The sequence below is a fragment of the Micromonospora sp. NPDC051227 genome (assembly GCF_044455385.1).
Taxonomy (GTDB): Bacteria; Actinomycetota; Actinomycetes; order Mycobacteriales; family Micromonosporaceae; genus Micromonospora.
In genome coordinates, this window is record NZ_JBITET010000004.1 from 566,932 (window position 1) to 583,324 (window position 16,393).

The window sequence follows — 16,393 nt, forward strand, 5'->3', positions numbered from 1 at the left end:
GGGAATGGACCAACGACGCGCTGACCCGCGTGGCGCGCTGGTGCGTCCGTACGCGGTCACCCGTGGTCGTACCGAGCCCCGGCAGGACATCGCCCTCGAGGCCGTCCTCACCGCCTCTCCCACCCAGGTCGCCGAGTCCCGCTTCGCCGGGCACGACAAGCACCGCATCGCCACGGTCTGTGAGGGCCGAGCACAGTCGCTGGCGGAGATCGCCGCGTATACCCGGATGCCGCTGGGCGTCGCCCGGGTGTTGGTCGCCGACATGGTGGCCGAGAGCCTGCTGACGTTACACACTGCTGCTCCCGCCGAGGGGTTCGAGGAGCGGATGGAACTGCTTGGAAGGGTGCTAAGTGGACTTCGCAGGCTATGACCCCGCAGGGGGGCGGCCGGGCCGGGGAATCGTCTCCGCGAAGATCGTCGTCGCGGGCGGCTTCGGCGTCGGTAAGACAACACTGGTCGGGGCGATCTCCGAGATCACACCGCTGACCACCGAGGCGTTGATGACCGCGGCGGGTGTCGGTATCGACGATCCGTCCAAGGTGCCGGGCAAGGAGACCACAACGGTCGCCATGGACTTCGGCCGGATCACCATGGCCCAGGACCTGATCCTGTACCTCTTCGGTACACCGGGTCAGACCCGGTTCTGGTTCATGTGGGACGAGATCATCCGGGGGGCGGTGGGTGCCGCCGTGCTGGTGGACACCCGCCGGATCACCGACGCCTTCGCCCCACTGGACTACTTCGAGAACCGCAACCTGCCGTACGTGGTGGCGCTGAACAAGTTCGACGGCGCACCGCAGTACGAGGCCGAGGAGGTCCGCGAGGCGCTGGCCATCTCGCCGCAGGTGCCGCTGGTGATGACCGACGCCCGGCAGCGGGACTCGGTCAAGCAGGTGCTGGTGACGGTGGTCGAGCACGCCATGCTCCGGCTCCAGTCCGAGCACGGGCGGGGCTTCCCGACGCCGGTGGGCTGAAACGTCGCGTCACGGCCGGCTCGCGACGGCCGGCCGTGACGCGTTCAGGGCGTGTGTCGAGGCCGTCGGTTCGACCGAGGACTTCGCCCGCACGCCCTAGTCGACCCGGAGCCGGTAGCCGCGCTTCACCACGGTCTGCACCACGCGGGGCGCGCGCAATCCGGCCCGTAGCCGGGCGACGGCCATCTCCACGGCGTGCTCGTCCGCGCCACGGGGCAGCGTCCTCAGCAACGCCGTGCGGGACAACACCCGACCCGGGGACTGGGCCAACGCCCGCAGCACCGCCATCGGCGCGGGCGCGAGTGGCCGTAGCTCGCCGTCGATCACCGCGGCGTGCCCGCGCAACGTGAGCAGGTGCCCGCCGGCCTTGAACGTCACGGTCCGGCGGGGCAGCTCGTCGACGATGGTCCGCACCAGTGCGCCCAACCGGGCCCGACCGGGCGCGCTCACCGGCACCCCGCGCCGTAGCAGCGGCTCTGCGGTAACCGCCCCGACACAGCTGGCCAGCACGTCGCTGCGCAACGCGGACAGCACCGCGTCGGTGCGGTCACCGGCGGCCCGCAGCAACGCCTCGGCCGCCGGCGCCGAGGTGAACGTCACCGCGTCCACCAGCCGGCCGGCGATCAGGTCGATCAACCGGTGCAGCGGCGCCGGATCGGTCGGCGGCGCCCAGCGGTAGACCGGCACCTCGATGACCGTGGCGCCCGCCGCCTCCAGCGCGAGCGTGCACTCGGGCTGCCGCTCGCCGTGCAGCTGCATGGCGATGACCTGCCCGGCCACGCCGCGCCGGCGCAGGTGGTCGACCACCTCGTCGCAGCTTTCCGAGGCGGGCGACCACTGGTCGTGCAGCCCGGCAGCCCGGATTGCGCCGCGTGCCTTCGGGCCGCGCGCCACCACGTACGAGCTGGCCAGCACGGAGCGCAGCGGCTCGGCCAGCCCCCAGCCCTCGGCCGCCTCCAACCAGCCGCGCATGCCGATGCCGGTGTTGGCCATCAGGATGTCCGGCGGCTGGTCGAGGCAGGCGCGGGTCGCCTCGCGCAGCTCGGTGTCGTCGGACAGCGGCACGATCCGCAGCGCCGGGGCGAGCACGACCCGGGCGCCCCGTCGTTCGAGCAGCGCGGCCAACTCGTCGCGCCGCCGGTCGGCGGTCACCCCGATGGTGAAGCCCGCCAGGTCTTCCCGCATCAAGCCTCCTGTCGCAGCCGCACCTCGACCAGCCCGTTGCGGCAACGTGCGTCGTGTCGGGCCACGGCCACCCCGGGCAGGTCGAGGCAGTGTCCGCTGCGCAGGTCGTACACCTGCTTGTGCAGCGGTGAGGCGACAGTCGGCGCTCCGCCACGGCTGCCGACGATGCCCCGGGACAGCACGTACGCCCCGGAGACCGGATCGCGGTTGTCGATCGCGAACAGCTCGTCGGCGGTCCGGAAGAGGGCGATCTGCACGCCGTCGACCAGGGCGGCGACGCCCCGATCCGGTTCCAACCGGTCGAGCAGGCAGACGGTGGTCCAGGTCAGTGTGAGGGTCTGGGTCATCGCCGTACCTCCGGTAGGCCGAGGGTGACCGGTTGCCGACGGTGACCGTTTGTCGGCTCGGATCCGGTCGGGGACTGGTCGCGTACGGGGACCGGCTGGCCGCGTTCCCGGGTGAAGGTGATCGACGGGTCCGGTACGTCGGGGGCGTTGACGAAGGAGGTGTAGCGGCGCAGCCGATCCGGGTCCTCCAGGACGTCGCGCCACTCGTCGGAGTACGACGACACGTGCCGGGCCATCGCCGCGTCGAGGTCCTCGCAGAGTCCGAGCGAGTCGTCCACGATCACCGAGCGCAGGTGGTCCAGGCCGCCGTCCATGGCCTCGATCCAGCCGGCGGTGCGTTGCAGCCGGTCGGCGGTGCGGATGTAATAAATCAGGAATCTGTCGATCAGCGTGATCAGCGCGTCCGTCGACAGGTCGGTGGCGAACAGGTCGGCGTGCCGGGGCCGGAAACCACCGTTGCCGCCGACGTAGAGATTCCAGCCGGTCTCGGTGGCGATGATGCCGAAGTCCTTGCTGCGCGCCTCCGCGCACTCCCGGGCGCAACCGGAGACCGCCGACTTGAGCTTGTGCGGAGCACGCAGCCCGCGATAGCGCAGCTCCAGCGCCACGGCCAGCCCCACCGAGTCCTGCACCCCGTACCGGCACCAGGTCTCGCCCACGCACGACTTCACGGTGCGCAGCGCCTTGCCGTACGCGTGACCGGACTCGAAGCCGGCGTCCACCAGTCGCCGCCAGATCTGCGGCAGCTGCTCCACCCGCGCCCCGAACAGGTCGATCCGCTGCCCACCGGTGATCTTCGTGTAGAGCTGGAAGTCCCGGGCGACCTCGCCGATCACGATCAGCTTCTCCGGGGTGATTTCGCCACCCGGGATCCGGGGCACCACCGAGTAGCTGCCGTCGCGTTGCAGGTTGGCCAGGAAGTGGTCGTTGGTGTCCTGCAACGACGCCTGTTCGCCGTCCAGCACGTGCCCGCTGCCCAGCGAGGCGAGGATGGACGCCACCACCGGCTTGCAGATGTCGCAGCCGCGGCCCCGACCGTGCTCGGTGACCAGCCGGGAGAAGGTGCGGATGCCGCGGACGCGGACGATCTCGAACAGCTCCCGCCGGCTGACGTCGAAGTGCTCGCAGAGCGCGCTGGACTGTGCCACCCCGGCCGCGTCCAGGAGTTGCTTCAGCATCGGCACGCAGGAGCCGCAACTGGTGCCGGCCCGGGTGCACGCCTTCAACGCCGGCACGTCCGCGCAACCGTCGGCGATGGCGGCGTCCACGTCGCCCCGGGTCACCGCGTTGCAGGAGCAGACCTGCGCGGCGGCGGGCAGGGCCCCGGCGTCCGCGCCGCCGCCGTCGGGGGCGAGCAGCGCCAGCGGCGCGGCCGGCAGCGGGCCACCCACACTGGCGCGCAGCGTCGGGTACGCGCTGGCGTCGCCGACCAGCACCCCGCCGAGCAGGGTGTGCGCGTCGTCGGAGAGGACCAGCTTCGCGTAGACCCGGGTGGCCGGGTCGGTGAACGTGACGTCCAGGCAGCCCTCGGTCGTGCCGTGGGCGTCGCCGAACGAGGCCACGTCGACGCCGAGCAGCTTGAGCTTGGTGGCGGTGTCCGCGCCCGGGAAGGTCGCCGCGCCGCCGACCAGCCGATCGGCCACCACCTCGGCCGTCGCGTAGCCCGGCGCGACCAGGCCGTGGCAGGTGCCGTCGACCGCCGCGCACTCTCCGACAGCCCAGATCCGCTCGTCGGCGGTGCGACAGGTCGCGTCGACAAGCACCCCGCCGCGTGGGCCCAGTGGCAGACCGGCGTCCCGGGCCAACTGGTCCCGGGGCCGGATGCCGGCGGCCACCACCACCAGTTCGGCGTCGAGGGCGGTGCCGTCGGACAGTTCCAGGGCCGCGACGCCGCCGTCCGGGCCGGGACGGATCGCTGTGGTCGCCACCCCGAGATGGGTCCGTACGCCCAACTCGTCGACGTAGCGGCGGAGCATGGCCCCGCCGGCCTGGTCCACCTGCACCGGCATCAGCCGGGGCGCGAACTCGACCACGTCGGTGCTCAGGCCGAGCAGTCGCAGGGCATTGGCGGCCTCCAGCCCGAGCAGCCCGCCACCGATCACCGCGCCGACCCGCCGGCCCCGCGCGTACGCCCGGATCGCCGCCAGGTCGTCAAGGGTCCGGTAGACGAAGACCCCGGGCAGCTCCGTGCCGGCCACCGGCGGCACGAACGCGTACGACCCGGTGGCGAGCACCAGCGCGTCGTAGCGGTATTCGCCGACGGCGGTGGTCACCACCTGTCGGTCCCGGTCGACGGCGGTGGCCGGCTCGCCGAGGCGCAGCCGCACCCCGTCGTGCGGGGTGTGCAGGTTGAGTTCGCTCTCGCTGACCCCGTCGAAGTACGCCGAGAGCCGCACCCGGTCGTACGCCGGGCGCCCCTCCTCGGCCAGCACCGTCACCCGCCAGTCGCCCTGTGGGTCACGGGCGCGCAGCGCGTCCACGAAACGCTGCCCGACCATGCCGTTGCCGATGACGACCAGTTCGCCGCCGCTCATCGCGTCACCTCCACCGATTCCGCCTGGCTCAGCCAGTCGACGATGCCGCTCACCGCGTCCCGGCAGCCGCCGCATCCGGTGCCGGCCCGGGTCGCGGCCACCACCGCATCGACAGTCCGGGCGCCGGAGCGCCAGCTTCTGACCAGTGCGCCCTTGCTCACCGTGTTGCACTGACAGACCGTGGCCGCGTCCGGCATCAGCGCCGGTGAGGCGGCCGGGGTCGCGCCGACCGCACCGAGTGCCCGCCCGAGCAGCAGTGCCCGTCGGTCACTCGGCACCGGCTGACCACGGTCGAAGAGTTGGATCACCGTGCCGACCGCCGGGTTGTCGCCGAGCAGGATCGCGCCGATCAGCCGCTCGTCGCGGATCCGCAAACGGGCGTAGGTGCCCCGGGTCGGGTCGGCGAAGGTCAACTCCTCGCCCGGCCCGCCACTGGACGCGTCGCCCATCGACGCCAGGTCGATCCCGGCGGCCTTCAGCCGGGTCACCACCGGCCGGGGCCGGTACCGGGCCAGTGGGTCCGTCCCGGTCAGCACGTCCGCGAGCACCTGGGCCTGGGCCCAGGCGGGCGCGACCAGCCCGGTGAGCACGCCGTCGTGCTCGGCGCAGTCGCCGATCGCCGAGATGGACCGGTCGCTGGTGCGCAGCCGGTCGTCCACCACCACGCCGCGCCGCACGGTCAGGCCGGCGGCCTGCGCGAGGGCCGTGTCCGGGCGTACGCCACAGGAGAGCACCAGCAGGTCGGCGCGGAGCGACCGGCCGTCGGCCAGGTCGAGGCGGACACCGCTGGCGTCCGCGGCCACGCCGATCGCCGACACCCCCAGTTGAACGGTGACGCCGAAACCGGCGAGCGTGCCCGCGAGCACCGCGCCGGCCGTCGGGTCCAGTTGCCGTTCCATCAGGTGCTCTCTCGGGTGCACCACTGTGGTGGCCAGCCCCCGGGTGGCCAGCCCTCGGGCGGCTTCCAGCCCGAGCAACCCGCCGCCGAGCACCAGCGCGCTGCGGGCGCCGTCCGCCGCGGCGAGGATCCGCCGGCAGTCGTCCAGGGTCCGGAAGGGGACCACCCGCTCCGGCAGGTTCGCCGGGTCGAGGCCGGGCAGTGGCGGCACCACCGCACGGGCGCCGGTGGCGAGCACCAGGTGGTCGTATCCGATTCGTTCGCCGTCGTCGGTGCGGACCTCCCGGGCGGACCGGTCGACGGCTGTCACCGGTACGCCGCTGCGCAGGTCGACGCCGTGCCCGGCGGCTTCGGTCAGCTCCACGTCCGGCTCGTCGATCCGGCCGGCCAGCAGGGTGGAGAGCAGGATCCGGTTGTACGCGCGGTGCGGTTCGGCCCCGAGCACTGTGACCTTCCGGTCTCCCTCCCGGGCGTGCAACTCAGCGGCGAGGCGCGCGCCAGCCATCCCGTTGCCGACGATGACCACCCGGGCGGTCATGCCTTCTCCACCCGGACCGCACAGATCTTGAACTCGGGCATCCCGGAGATCGGGTCCACCGCGTCGTTGGTCACCGAGTTGGCGCGTCCCGCCCCCGCGTAGTGGAACGGGGCGAACACGGTGTCGGGTCGGATCCCGGCGCTGAGCCGGGCCGGCGCGCGGAACTCACCTCGACGCGAGGTGACCCGCACCGGGTCGCCGTCGTCGATGCCCAGCCGGGTGGCCAGGTCGGGGTGCAGCTCGACGAACGCCTCCGGCGCGGCGCGGCGCAGCGCCGCCACCCGTCGGGTCTGGGTGCCCGACTGGTACTGCGCCAGCACCCGACCGGTGGTGAAGTGCAGTGGGTACGTGGCGCAGACCTCCTCGGCGGCCGGCCGATGGTCGACGGGGTGGAAGCGAGCCCGGCCGTCGGGGGTGGCGAACCGGTCGGCGAAGAGTCGGGGCGTGTCCGGCCCGTCCTCGGTCGGGCAGGGCCAGTAGACCCCGTCGTCGGCGTCGATCCGGTCCCAGCTGATGCCGGCGTAGTCGGCGGCCCCACCGGCGGAGGCGCGGCGCAGCTCGGCGAAGACGACAGCAGGGTCGGCCGGGAACCGAGCCGCCGCGACGGCTTCCGGTCGCGTGTCGGCCGGCTCCACGCCGGCTGGTCCGGCGCTCGCTGGTGCGGCGTTTGCTGTTGCGGTGCCGGCCGGTTGGGCGGTGGGCGCCTCGGCGGCCGCCAGCCGCGCCGCCAGGTCGGAGATGATGGCGAGGTCGGTGCGGACGCCCGACGGGGGCGGCCGTAGCGCGCGTCGACGCAGCACCCGACCTTCGAGGTTGGTCATGGTGCCGTCCTCCTCGGCCCACTGCGCGGTGGGCAGCACCACGTCCGCCAGCGCGGCCGTCTCGGAGAGCAGGAGGTCCGCGACGACAAGCAGGTCGAGGTCGCGCAGCCGGCCCTCGATCCGGGCCGCCCGGGGCGCCGAGACCACCGGATTCGACCCGAACACCAACATCGCGCGCGGGCCACCAGGGGTGCCGAGCGAGTCGAGCAGTTTGTAGGCGGGCACTCCCGGGCCGGGCAGTTCGTCGGCCGGCACGCCCCAGACCCCGGCCACGTGCTCGCGGGCCGCCGGGTCGTCGATCCGCCGGTAGCCGGGGAGCTGGTCGGCCTTCTGCCCGTGCTCCCGCCCGCCCTGGCCGTTGCCCTGGCCGGTGAGGCAGCCGTACCCCGAACCGTCGCGGCCGGGCAGACCGAGGGCGAGGGCGAGATTGACGTACGCGGTGACGGTGTCCACCCCCTTGGCGTGCTGCTCGGCGCCGCGCGCGGTCAGGATGATCACGCGACCGCCGGTGCCCAGCGCGCGGGCGGTCGCCTCCAGGTCGGCCACCGGCACCCCGGAGAGCTGTTCCGCGCGGGCCGGCCACCAGGCGGCGACGCCTCGGCGGACCGCGTCGAAGCCGGTGGTGCGGTCGGCCACGTAGGCCCGGTCGACCCAACCTTCGGTGAGGGCGATGTGCAGCAGCGCGTTGGCCACCGCGAGGTCGGTGCCGGGCAGCGGTTGCAGGTGCAGGTCGGCCTGGCGGGCGGTGGCGGTGACCCGGGGGTCGACGACGATCAGTTTTCCGCCGTTGCGGCGCTGCTCGGTGAGCCAGCGCACCAGCGGCGGCATGGTCTCCGCCGGGTTCGCTCCGACCAGCAGCAGGGTGTCAGCCCGGCCCAGGTCGGCGAGGGGGAACGGCAGCCCGCGGTCGATGCCGAAGGCGCGCATCCCGGCCGCCGCCGCCGAGGACATGCAGAACCGTCCGTTGTAGTCGATGTGCCTGGTGCGCAGCCCGATCCGGGCGAACTTTCCCAACGCGTACGCCTTTTCGTTGGTCAGGCCACCGCCGCCGAAGACGGCGACCGCGTCCCGGCCGGCGTTGTCCTGGACGGCGCGGATGCCGGCGACCACCCGGTCGAGCGCGGTGTCCCAGCTCGCCGGGCGCAGTTCGCCGGTGGCCGCGTCGCGCACCAGCGGAGTGGTCAGCCGATCCGGGTGGTCGAGTAGTTCAGCGGCGGTCCAACCCTTCTGGCAGAGCCCGCCCCGGTTGGTGGGGAACTGGCGCGGGTGGACCGTCACACCTGTGTCGTCCGCGCGCAGCGTCATCCCGCACTGCAGTGCGCAGTACGGGCAGTGCGTCGCCACTTCCCGGGGTGTCAGCCCCGGTGGAGTCGCCGACCGTGCACCGTCTGTCATGTCGGGAAAGCGTGCCGCCGGGCGGTTTCCGGTCCGGGTCCCTTCTGTTTCGGTCCTGTCAAGTGGGGCTCACACCGCACCGGGGCAGCGGGTGTGACGGGTGGGTGAGGGTTACCGCAGTTCGGAGCGGTGTGGTCGGCGGGTCACCGACAGCCAGCCCAGGAAGCGGGCGTGCAGTGCTCGCGGGTCAGGACGAAGGCCCAGGGAGTACAGGTCGTCGACCGCGTCCTGCATGTTCGCCGCCAGATAGAACGCCAGGGCGATCGAGTGGCCGTGAAACTCGGTCGCCAGATGTAGCTGAGCCGGCGGGCACGGCCAGGCAGCGGCGCAGTTACGGCAGAGCCACGCCGGGCGCATCGGAAGGTGCGGGCGAGGGCGGCGGGTCATCCGACCCGCACCGGACCGCGCGTGACGGGCGTGCGGGTGGTCGGGCGGCGGGCCGTCGAGGCGGGCGGGTCCGGCCAGATGAGGCCCGCGGGCATCACGAACAGGGACCGGCGCGCGACCGCATCACCATTCGCGGCCAGCTCGTAACAGTCGATCCACAGCCACCCGTCGTACGTCGGCCAGTCGAGAACGTGAATCACGCGGACGAAGATCGGGCGCAGGAACTGCACGCTCGCGGCGCGGGTCAGGTGCAGGACCTCACCCGTGTGCGGCTTGCGCGGTGCGGGTTTCGGCGTGGGTCTCCGATCCGGCGGCTCGTCCGGCACGGTGCTCTCCCCTGGTCGTCACTGTGGGAGGGGGCCGCCCCGTGGTGCTTTCCCGTGGAAATCTTGGACAGTTTCCGTTACGTGAGAACGGAAACTGTCCAAGATCTGGGCGGGCAAGGGTGGCCCCCGACACGAACACGTCCGCCGGGTTCCGTGGTACCTATCGGCCGCGCCGTCTGATCCCACCTTGCGGCCAGTGATGGGACAAGAACAGCCCGTAGCGATATGGTCGCGAGACATTCCGCGCATCCGATGGGGGAAGTCGTGAACGATGCGCTACGCGCCGCGCTCGCCGAGACGGGGCACTCGATTGAGTCCCTGGCAGGGTTGGTCGGGGTCGATCGGAAGACGGTCGCGCGCTGGCTGAATCATGACCACATTCCCCACCCCCGACACCGGGAGGCAGCGGCGAGTGCGCTGCGACGGCCCATAGGGGTCATCTGGCCGGACACTTCAAGACGCCGCGAGCCAATTTGGTTCCGACCGTGGCAAGAGATCGAGCGCGAGGCGATCTCGCTGCGGTCGTTTCAGTCGACCGTCCTCCCCGGCCTGCTCCAGACCGAGGCATATGCTCGCGCCGTGCTCGCTGGAGCCGACGTCATCGCCCGCAGCGACGTCGAGCGACACCTGGCCTCACGGCTCGCCCGGCAAAGCATTCTGACCCGTGAAGACCCGCCACACTTCACCGCCGTTGTCGACGAAGCCGTGTTGCGGCGGCCAGTCGGTGGACGAGTCACCATGCGCGAACAGGTGCAGGCCCTCGTCACCGCGTGCGGGGCACCGCACGTCCGCGTGCACATCGTCCCGTCTAACGTCGGCGCGTACGCTGGCCTGAACGGTCCCTTCGTGATCGCTGTAGGGCCTGAGCATCGAATTGCCGGCTACCTCGACAACCAGCTTCAGGGGCAAGTCGTCACCGGTTCCGAGGACATAGCGGCGATGCTGGCTGCGTGGGAGAACGTGCGCGGCGAGGCGCTGTCCCACTGGCAATCCGTCGATCTACTTACGGAGATGGCGAAGACATGGAACTAACGGGCGCGCAGTGGCGTAAGAGCACCCGCAGCAGCGGCAATGGCGGCGACTGCGTCGAGGTTGCGGACAACCTGCCTGGCATCGTTGGCGTGCGGGACTCGAAGGACCCGGCAGGGCCGGCGTTGGTCTTCGGGTCAGCGGCCTGGCGGGCGTTCGTCCGTATCGCGAAGGCACACGACCTGGCCTGACCCGCATTGAGGCAAAGGCCCCCGGCTCCTGGAACCCAAGGAGACTGCCGGGGGCTTTCGCGTGTCCGGCGGCCAAGCCGCCGCCAGGCAGCGCAAGCGCGGCCAGATTGACCACATGGACCGTCCGCGACGGTCCCGGCTCCGCTGCGGCGGAATCCGCTGTGACTTCCCCGTGTGATGGGAGGTACGAGCCGGACGGCCTTTGGAGCTGAATCGCTGACGACATCGGCGTCGTCGCCAGCTTATAATGTGGGATATCTGTCTCATAATATGGGAGTCCGCGATGAGTGTGACGGACGTCTTCGACGCGTTGGCCGGCACGTACGACGAGGCGCGCAGGCGGTTGATCCCGTGCTTCGACGCCTTCTACGGCACCGCCGTCCAGGTGGCCGCGCCGCCGTTGCGCGCCGCGCTCGCCGCCGGACGTACCCCCGAGGTGTTGGATCTGGGCGCCGGCACCGGGCTGCTCTCGCTGCTGCTGGCCGCGGCGGTGCCCGGAGTCCGGCTGACCCTGGTGGACGGAGCGCCGGCGATGCTCGCCCGCGCCACCGACCAGTTGCACGCGCGGTCCGTGCCACACCAAACGGTCCACGCCGACCTGGCCGACGAGTTGCCGCCGGGCCGGTACGACGCGGTGGTCAGCGCGCTGGCGATCCACCACCTGGACGACGCCGGCAAGCGCGCGCTCTACCGGCGGGCCGCCGCCGCGTTGGCACCGGGCGGGGTGTTCGTCAACGCCGAGCAGGTCGCCGGCCCGACCCCGGAGCTGGACCGGCGCTACGACGAGGTGTGGCTGGAGCGGATCACCGAGCTGGGTGCGTCCCCCGACGAGATCGCGGCTTCCCGGGAGCGGATGCGCCACGACCGCCCGGCCACGGTGGCCGACCAGTGCCGATGGCTCGCCGAGGCGGGCCTGGTCGACGTCGACTGCTACTTCAAGGAGTGGCGCTTCGCGGTCTTCGGCGGCCGGGCCGGGTAAGCCCGACGGAATGTGCGTTTCGCCGCCCGGGGGCGAGCCGGTGAACGCAGGGATGACTGTTGGTCACACCGGTGGGTAATCTGCTCGGCATGACTGCCAAGGTGACTCTCTCGTTCACGGACGAGACGATCGAGGAGGCGCGGCGGTTCGCGAAGCGCGAGGGGCTGTCGCTCTCCGCGTGGATGGATCAGGCCGCCCGGGAGAAGGCGCTGCGCGAGGTCTTCACCGCGCACGCCGCCGCCGTGGGCCGCGCCAGCCTGGATCTGGAGTCCGCCGCCCTCGCCGACGCCCGCGAGGTGGGCATGGTCAACGACCTGTTCTCCGGCGGACGGCCGCGTGCTGCGTAGGGGTGAGATCTGGCGCATCGAGGGCGCCCGGGAACGCCTCGGCCTCGTGATCAGCTCGGACGTCTACAACTCCACGGACGTGCCCATCGTGATCGTGGTCGAGGTGGTCGAGGAGTCGCTCCTGCGGGACTCGCCGCTCGCCGTGTCGATGGGCCGGTACGTGGTGATGCCCGACCGGATCTCCTCGCCCATGAAGAAGTGGTTCACCGCGTGCGTGGACGTCGCCGACACCGACACCATGCTCCGGGTCGGGCGCGCGCTGCGCATCCTCCAGGAGCTCTGACCGTAAGGCAGCTCTGCGCGCCCCGGTGGCCTGCTCACCATCGCCGCCGGCCCGTGGTGCGATCCCCGTTTCCGGCCCGACCCGCGACGGGCACTGCCAGGTAACCGGGCGTTCCTAGCGTTTCCCCTCGTCACATCGACGAGGAGGAGCCGCCGTGAGCACGCTCACCAGCACCGTAGTCACCGCCGAGCCGCCTGCCGTCACCGGTCGCCGGCAACCGCTGCACGACTGGCGCCCCGAGGACCCGGACTTCTGGCAAACCACCGGCGCGCCGATCGCCCGGCGCAACCTCTGGGTCTCGATCTTCGCGGAGCACGTCGGCTTCTCGGTGTGGAGTCTCTGGTCGGTCACAGTGCTCCTCCTCGGCCCCGCGTACGGCATCGATCCAGCCGGGAAATTCCTGCTCACCGCCGTGCCGGCCGCCCTGGGCGCGGTGCTGCGGCTGCCGTACACGCTGGCGGTGGCCCGCTTCGGCGGACGACGCTGGACGATCATCAGCGCACTGCTGTTGCTGGTGCCCGCGGTTCCGATGACGGTGCTGCTGGAGCCCGGGGTGTCCTACACCACCCTGATGGTGCTCGCCTGCCTCACCGGGGTCGGCGGCGGCAACTTCGCCTCCTCGATGGCGAACATCAACCTGTTCTACCCACAGCGGCTCAAGGGACGGGCGCTCGGGCTCAACGCCGGTGGCGGCAACCTGGGCGTACCCGCCGTGCAGCTGGTCGGTCTTGCGGTCCTCGCCACCGCGGGCGCCGCGTACCCCCGGTTGGTGCCGGCGGTCTACCTGCCACTGATCGTGCTGGCCGCGCTGGCGGCGGCCCGCTGGTTGGACACCGTGCCCGGGGCGCGCAACGAGCCGGGCGCGTTGCGGGAGGCGGCCCGCGATCCGCACACCTGGGTGATGTCGCTGCTCTACATCGGCACCTTCGGCTCGTTCATCGGCTTCGGGTTCGCCTTCGGTCAGGTGCTCCAGATCCAGTTCGCCGAGCGGTTCCCCACCCCGGTCGACGCCGTCTGGCTGACGTTCCTGGGCCCGCTGGTCGGCTCGCTGATCCGGCCGCTGGGCGGGCACCTCGCCGACCGGTTGGGCGGCGCGCGGGTGACCTTCTGGAACTTCGTGGCGATGGCGGCCGGCGCGAGCACCGTGCTGTACGCGGCGCGGGAGCGTTCGTTCGGGCTCTACCTCGCCGGGTTCCTCGCCCTCTTCGTCTTCTCCGGCGTCGGCAACGGCTCCACGTACAAGATGATCCCGGCGATCTTCCGGGCCCGGGCGGCGGACGCGGTGGCCACCGGTCAGCGTGATCCGGAGGCCGCCGCGCGGTGGGCGCGGCGGATGACCGGCGCGTTGATCGGCATTGCGGGTGCGATCGGCGCCTTCGGTGGAGTGCTGGTCAACATCGCGTTCCGCCAGTCGTTCCTCAGCTCGGGCAACGCCGACGCCGCCTACCTGGCCTTCATCGGCTGGTACGGGTTGTGCTTCGCGGTCACCTGGGTGGTCTACCGCCGTCCGAGGGCCGGTCGGCTCGCCAACGTGTGAGCTGAGCCACCCTCGGCGCGTCGCCGCGCGGGACCGCACCCCCGTTTTGACCTGCGGACGGGGCGCCGGGTATCGTTGCCTGCTGTTGTACGACATCCAGAGGCGTGCCCCATCAGGTACGCTTGGTCGTTCGTGCGCGCTGGTCCGGCCTGCTAGATCTGGTCACCTCGGCGCGCGACCCCAGACCGACGACGAGACAAGGTAGACCTGTGCGTACGTACAGCCCGAAGCCGGGTGAGATCGAGCGTCAGTGGCACGTCATCGACGCCTCTGATGTCGTGCTGGGCCGCCTGGCCACCCACGCCGCCACGTTGCTGCGTGGTAAGCACAAGCCGACTTTCGCGCCGCACGTCGACACGGGCGACTTTGTCGTCATCGTGAACGCGGGCAAGGTTGCGTTGACCGGCAACAAGCGCCAGACCAAGGTCGCTTACCGCCACTCCGGTTACCCGGGTGGTCTGAAGCAGATCGGCTACGACGAGCTGCTGACCAAGCGTCCCGAGCGGGCCATCGAGCTGGCCGTGAAGGGGATGCTCCCGCACAACAAGCTCGGCCGTCAGCTGATCAAGAAGCTGAAGGTCTACGCCGGTGCCGAGCACCCGCACCTCGCGCAGCAGCCGGTGCCGTTCGAGATCAAGCAGATCGCGCAGTGAGCGCGGGCGAAGGAAGCAGCATGACCGACATCATCGAGACCGAGGTCGCCCCGGAAGCCCCCGAGGCCACCGAGGCGCCGGCGCCCGTTGCCCGCGCGCCTCGTGGTGACCGGCCGATCCAGACCGTCGGCCGCCGCAAGGAGGCCATCGTCCGGGTCCGCATCGTCCCGGGCACCGGCAAGATCACCTGCAACGGCCAGGACCTCGAGGCGTACTTCCCGAGCAAGGTGCACCAGCAGCTCATCAAGGACCCGCTGGTCACCGCCGAGAAGCTCGAGCAGTTCGACGTCATCGCCAACCTGCGCGGCGGCGGCACCACGGGCCAGGCCGGTGCGCTCCGGCTGGGCATCGCCCGTGCGCTGATCATCAACGAGCCGGACGACCGCCCGGCCCTGAAGAAGGCCGGCTTCCTCACCCGTGACGCCCGGGTCAAGGAGAGCAAGAAGTACGGCCTCAAGAAGGCCCGTAAGGCTCCCCAGTACTCGAAGCGCTGATCTTCTCCAGCGCGTTGTACTTCTGACGGACGGCCGGTCCGCCTACCCCTCCTCGGGGGAGGCGGGTCGGCCGTTCCGCTTTCTCCTCACTGGCAGTGCTCTCTCGGAGGTTGGCGGGTATGGGTCGGTTGTTCGGCACGGACGGCGTACGCGGGCGGGCAAACGCGGATCTCACCCCGGAATTGGCGCTGGCGCTCGCGGTGGCCGCCGCACACACACTCGCCGAGACGGACCGCAGTCATCCGCCGCTCGCCGTCGTCGGCCGCGACACCCGCGCCAGCGGCGAGATGCTTGAGGCCGCCGTGGTCGCCGGGCTGACCAGTGCCGGCGCCAACGTGGTGCGCGTCGGCGTGCTGCCCACCCCGGCGGTGGCGTTCCTCACCGCGGAGGCCAAGGCCGACCTGGGTGTGATGCTCTCCGCGTCGCACAACCCGATGCCGGACAACGGCATCAAGCTCTTCGCCGCCGGCGGCCACAAGTTGCCCGACGAGATCGAGATGCAGATCGAGGCGGCCGTCGAGACGAACGCCACCACCGCCTGGGACCGGCCGATCGGTGCCGGCGTCGGCCGGGTGCACGACCTGCTCGACGGTGCCGACCACTACGTCCAGCACCTGGTGGGCACCGTTCCGCACCGGCTCGACGGGATCAAGGTCGTGGTCGACTGCGCCAACGGCGCCGCCGCCGAGGTTGCCCCCGTCGCCTACCGGGAGGCCGGCGCGGAGGTCATCGCCATCCACGCCGAGCCCGACGGGCTGAACATCAACGACGACTGTGGCTCCAACCACATCGAGGCGCTGCGCGCCGCGGTGGTCGAGCACGGCGCCCATCTGGGCATCGCCCACGACGGCGATGCCGACCGCTGCCTGGCGGTCACCGCCGACGGCGACGAGGTGGACGGCGACCAGGTCATGGCGATCCTCGCGCTCGCCATGCGGGACGCCGGCACGCTCACCCAGGACACCCTGGTGGCCACCGTGATGAGCAACCTCGGCCTGCGCCTGGCCATGTCCGCGCAGGGCATCCGGCTGATCGAGACCAAGGTCGGCGACCGGTACGTGCTGGAGGAGCTGCGCGCGTCCGGGCTGGCGCTCGGCGGTGAGCAGAGCGGCCACATCGTGATGCCCGCGCACGCCACCACCGGCGACGGGGTGCTCACCGGCCTGCACCTGATGGCTCGGATGGCGGCCACCGGCCAGACCCTCGCCGAGCTGGCCTCGGTGGTCACCAAGCTGCCCCAGGTGCTGATCAACGTGCCGGTCGGCGACCGGACCGTCGGCGCCGCCGCACCTGCCGTCCGCGCCGAGGTCGAACGGGCCGAGGCGGAGCTGGGCGAGACCGGTCGTGTGCTGCTGCGCCCGTCGGGCACCGAACCGCTGGTTCGGGTGATGGTCGAGGCGGCCACCGAGGCGACCGCCCGTGCGGTCGCCGAGCGGATCGCCGAGCTGGTCCGCACCGCGAGCCCGGTCGCCTGA

The 16,393-nt window shown here is 71.7% G+C and carries 18 protein-coding genes; 11 read left to right on the forward strand and 7 right to left on the reverse strand.

All coding sequences use genetic code 11. The annotated features are described in order from the left end of the window. Nucleotides 1–4 precede the first annotated feature (4 nt). Nucleotides 5–370, forward strand: coding sequence for a DUF742 domain-containing protein (locus ACIA47_RS14175; RefSeq protein WP_007465174.1), 366 nt, complete (start codon nt 5–7; stop codon nt 368–370). Next, a complete protein-coding gene (locus ACIA47_RS14180) occupies nt 351–974 on the forward strand; it encodes an ATP/GTP-binding protein (RefSeq protein ID WP_030329978.1) in 624 nt (207 codons plus the stop codon). The genes ACIA47_RS14175 and ACIA47_RS14180 overlap by 20 nt, the downstream gene beginning before the upstream one ends. Before the next feature lie 96 nt (nt 975–1,070). On the opposite strand, the gene ACIA47_RS14185 is transcribed toward ACIA47_RS14180, so the two are convergent. The 7 genes from ACIA47_RS14185 to ACIA47_RS14215 form a co-directional block, all read right to left on the reverse strand. Then, nucleotides 1,071–2,159: a uroporphyrinogen-III synthase gene (locus ACIA47_RS14185; RefSeq protein ID WP_396708000.1), complete on the reverse strand. Its 1,089-nt coding sequence runs from the start codon at nt 2,157–2,159 to the stop codon at nt 1,071–1,073. Further along, entirely contained in the window at nt 2,159–2,506 is a 348-nt protein-coding gene (nirD, locus tag ACIA47_RS14190) for a nitrite reductase small subunit NirD (RefSeq protein ID WP_396708002.1), read from the reverse strand. Before nirD ends, ACIA47_RS14185 begins: the two co-directional genes overlap by 1 nt. Then, nucleotides 2,503–5,040, reverse strand: a complete 2,538-nt coding sequence (gene nirB / locus ACIA47_RS14195) for a nitrite reductase large subunit NirB (protein ID WP_396708004.1) — start codon at nt 5,038–5,040, stop codon at nt 2,503–2,505. The genes nirD and nirB overlap by 4 nt, the downstream gene beginning before the upstream one ends. Further along, entirely contained in the window at nt 5,037–6,476 is a 1,440-nt protein-coding gene (locus tag ACIA47_RS14200; RefSeq protein ID WP_396708006.1) for an FAD-dependent oxidoreductase, read from the reverse strand. Before ACIA47_RS14200 ends, nirB begins: the two co-directional genes overlap by 4 nt. Continuing rightward, nucleotides 6,473–8,692, reverse strand: coding sequence for a molybdopterin oxidoreductase family protein (locus ACIA47_RS14205; protein ID WP_396708008.1), 2,220 nt, complete (start codon nt 8,690–8,692; stop codon nt 6,473–6,475). The genes ACIA47_RS14200 and ACIA47_RS14205 overlap by 4 nt, the downstream gene beginning before the upstream one ends. 111 nt (nt 8,693–8,803) lie before the next feature. Beyond that, the gene (locus ACIA47_RS14210; RefSeq protein WP_396708010.1) at nt 8,804–9,079 is read right to left on the reverse strand and encodes a hypothetical protein; all 276 of its coding nucleotides are present in this window, start codon (nt 9,077–9,079) and stop codon (nt 8,804–8,806) included. Continuing rightward, a complete protein-coding gene (locus tag ACIA47_RS14215) occupies nt 9,076–9,405 on the reverse strand; it encodes a hypothetical protein (RefSeq protein ID WP_396708012.1) in 330 nt (109 codons plus the stop codon). The genes ACIA47_RS14210 and ACIA47_RS14215 overlap by 4 nt, the downstream gene beginning before the upstream one ends. 264 nt (nt 9,406–9,669) lie before the next feature. Between ACIA47_RS14215 and ACIA47_RS14220 the strand changes: the two genes are divergently transcribed. The 9 genes from ACIA47_RS14220 (at nt 9,670) to glmM (ending at nt 16,393) form a co-directional block, all read left to right on the forward strand. Beyond that, the gene (locus ACIA47_RS14220; RefSeq protein ID WP_396708014.1) at nt 9,670–10,437 is read left to right on the forward strand and encodes a helix-turn-helix domain-containing protein; all 768 of its coding nucleotides are present in this window, start codon (nt 9,670–9,672) and stop codon (nt 10,435–10,437) included. Beyond that, nucleotides 10,428–10,625 carry a DUF397 domain-containing protein gene (locus ACIA47_RS14225; RefSeq protein ID WP_203126131.1) on the forward strand — a complete coding sequence of 66 codons (198 nt, stop codon included), beginning with the start codon at nt 10,428–10,430 and terminating at the stop codon, nt 10,623–10,625. The genes ACIA47_RS14220 and ACIA47_RS14225 overlap by 10 nt, the downstream gene beginning before the upstream one ends. Nucleotides 10,626–10,908: 283 nt before the next feature. After that, the gene (locus tag ACIA47_RS14230; protein ID WP_396708016.1) at nt 10,909–11,604 is read left to right on the forward strand and encodes a class I SAM-dependent methyltransferase; all 696 of its coding nucleotides are present in this window, start codon (nt 10,909–10,911) and stop codon (nt 11,602–11,604) included. 89 nt (nt 11,605–11,693) lie between these two features. After that, nucleotides 11,694–11,951 carry a DUF6364 family protein gene (locus ACIA47_RS14235; protein ID WP_091403518.1) on the forward strand — a complete coding sequence of 86 codons (258 nt, stop codon included), beginning with the start codon at nt 11,694–11,696 and terminating at the stop codon, nt 11,949–11,951. Beyond that, nucleotides 11,941–12,234: a hypothetical protein gene (locus ACIA47_RS14240; RefSeq protein WP_203126133.1), complete on the forward strand. Its 294-nt coding sequence runs from the start codon at nt 11,941–11,943 to the stop codon at nt 12,232–12,234. The genes ACIA47_RS14235 and ACIA47_RS14240 overlap by 11 nt, the downstream gene beginning before the upstream one ends. Before the next feature lie 154 nt (nt 12,235–12,388). After that, entirely contained in the window at nt 12,389–13,771 is a 1,383-nt protein-coding gene (locus tag ACIA47_RS14245; protein ID WP_396708019.1) for an MFS transporter, read from the forward strand. 209 nt (nt 13,772–13,980) lie between these two features. Then, nucleotides 13,981–14,424, forward strand: a complete 444-nt coding sequence (gene rplM, locus ACIA47_RS14250) for a 50S ribosomal protein L13 (RefSeq protein WP_053653864.1) — start codon at nt 13,981–13,983, stop codon at nt 14,422–14,424. A gap of 20 nt (nt 14,425–14,444) precedes the next feature. After that, nucleotides 14,445–14,918, forward strand: coding sequence for a 30S ribosomal protein S9 (gene rpsI, locus ACIA47_RS14255; protein WP_112626216.1), 474 nt, complete (start codon nt 14,445–14,447; stop codon nt 14,916–14,918). 119 nt (nt 14,919–15,037) lie between these two features. Beyond that, complete coding sequence (glmM, locus tag ACIA47_RS14260) at nt 15,038–16,393, forward strand: phosphoglucosamine mutase (protein WP_396708022.1); 1,356 nt, start codon at nt 15,038–15,040, stop codon at nt 16,391–16,393.

Coding starts and splice junctions, on each gene's coding strand:
- ACIA47_RS14175 (WP_007465174.1), top strand. CDS start 5: ATGGACCAACGACGCGCTGACCCGCGTGGCGCGCTGGTGCGTCCGTAC.
- ACIA47_RS14185 (WP_396708000.1), bottom strand. CDS start 2,159: ATGCGGGAAGACCTGGCGGGCTTCACCATCGGGGTGACCGCCGACCGG.
- ACIA47_RS14200 (WP_396708006.1), bottom strand. CDS start 6,476: ATGACCGCCCGGGTGGTCATCGTCGGCAACGGGATGGCTGGCGCGCGC.
- ACIA47_RS14225 (WP_203126131.1), top strand. CDS start 10,428: ATGGAACTAACGGGCGCGCAGTGGCGTAAGAGCACCCGCAGCAGCGGC.
- ACIA47_RS14210 (WP_396708010.1), bottom strand. CDS start 9,079: ATGACCCGCCGCCCTCGCCCGCACCTTCCGATGCGCCCGGCGTGGCTC.
- ACIA47_RS14205 (WP_396708008.1), bottom strand. CDS start 8,692: ATGACAGACGGTGCACGGTCGGCGACTCCACCGGGGCTGACACCCCGG.
- ACIA47_RS14235 (WP_091403518.1), top strand. CDS start 11,694: ATGACTGCCAAGGTGACTCTCTCGTTCACGGACGAGACGATCGAGGAG.
- rpsI (WP_112626216.1), top strand. CDS start 14,445: ATGACCGACATCATCGAGACCGAGGTCGCCCCGGAAGCCCCCGAGGCC.
- nirD (WP_396708002.1), bottom strand. CDS start 2,506: ATGACCCAGACCCTCACACTGACCTGGACCACCGTCTGCCTGCTCGAC.
- glmM (WP_396708022.1), top strand. CDS start 15,038: ATGGGTCGGTTGTTCGGCACGGACGGCGTACGCGGGCGGGCAAACGCG.
- nirB (WP_396708004.1), bottom strand. CDS start 5,040: ATGAGCGGCGGCGAACTGGTCGTCATCGGCAACGGCATGGTCGGGCAG.
- ACIA47_RS14230 (WP_396708016.1), top strand. CDS start 10,909: ATGAGTGTGACGGACGTCTTCGACGCGTTGGCCGGCACGTACGACGAG.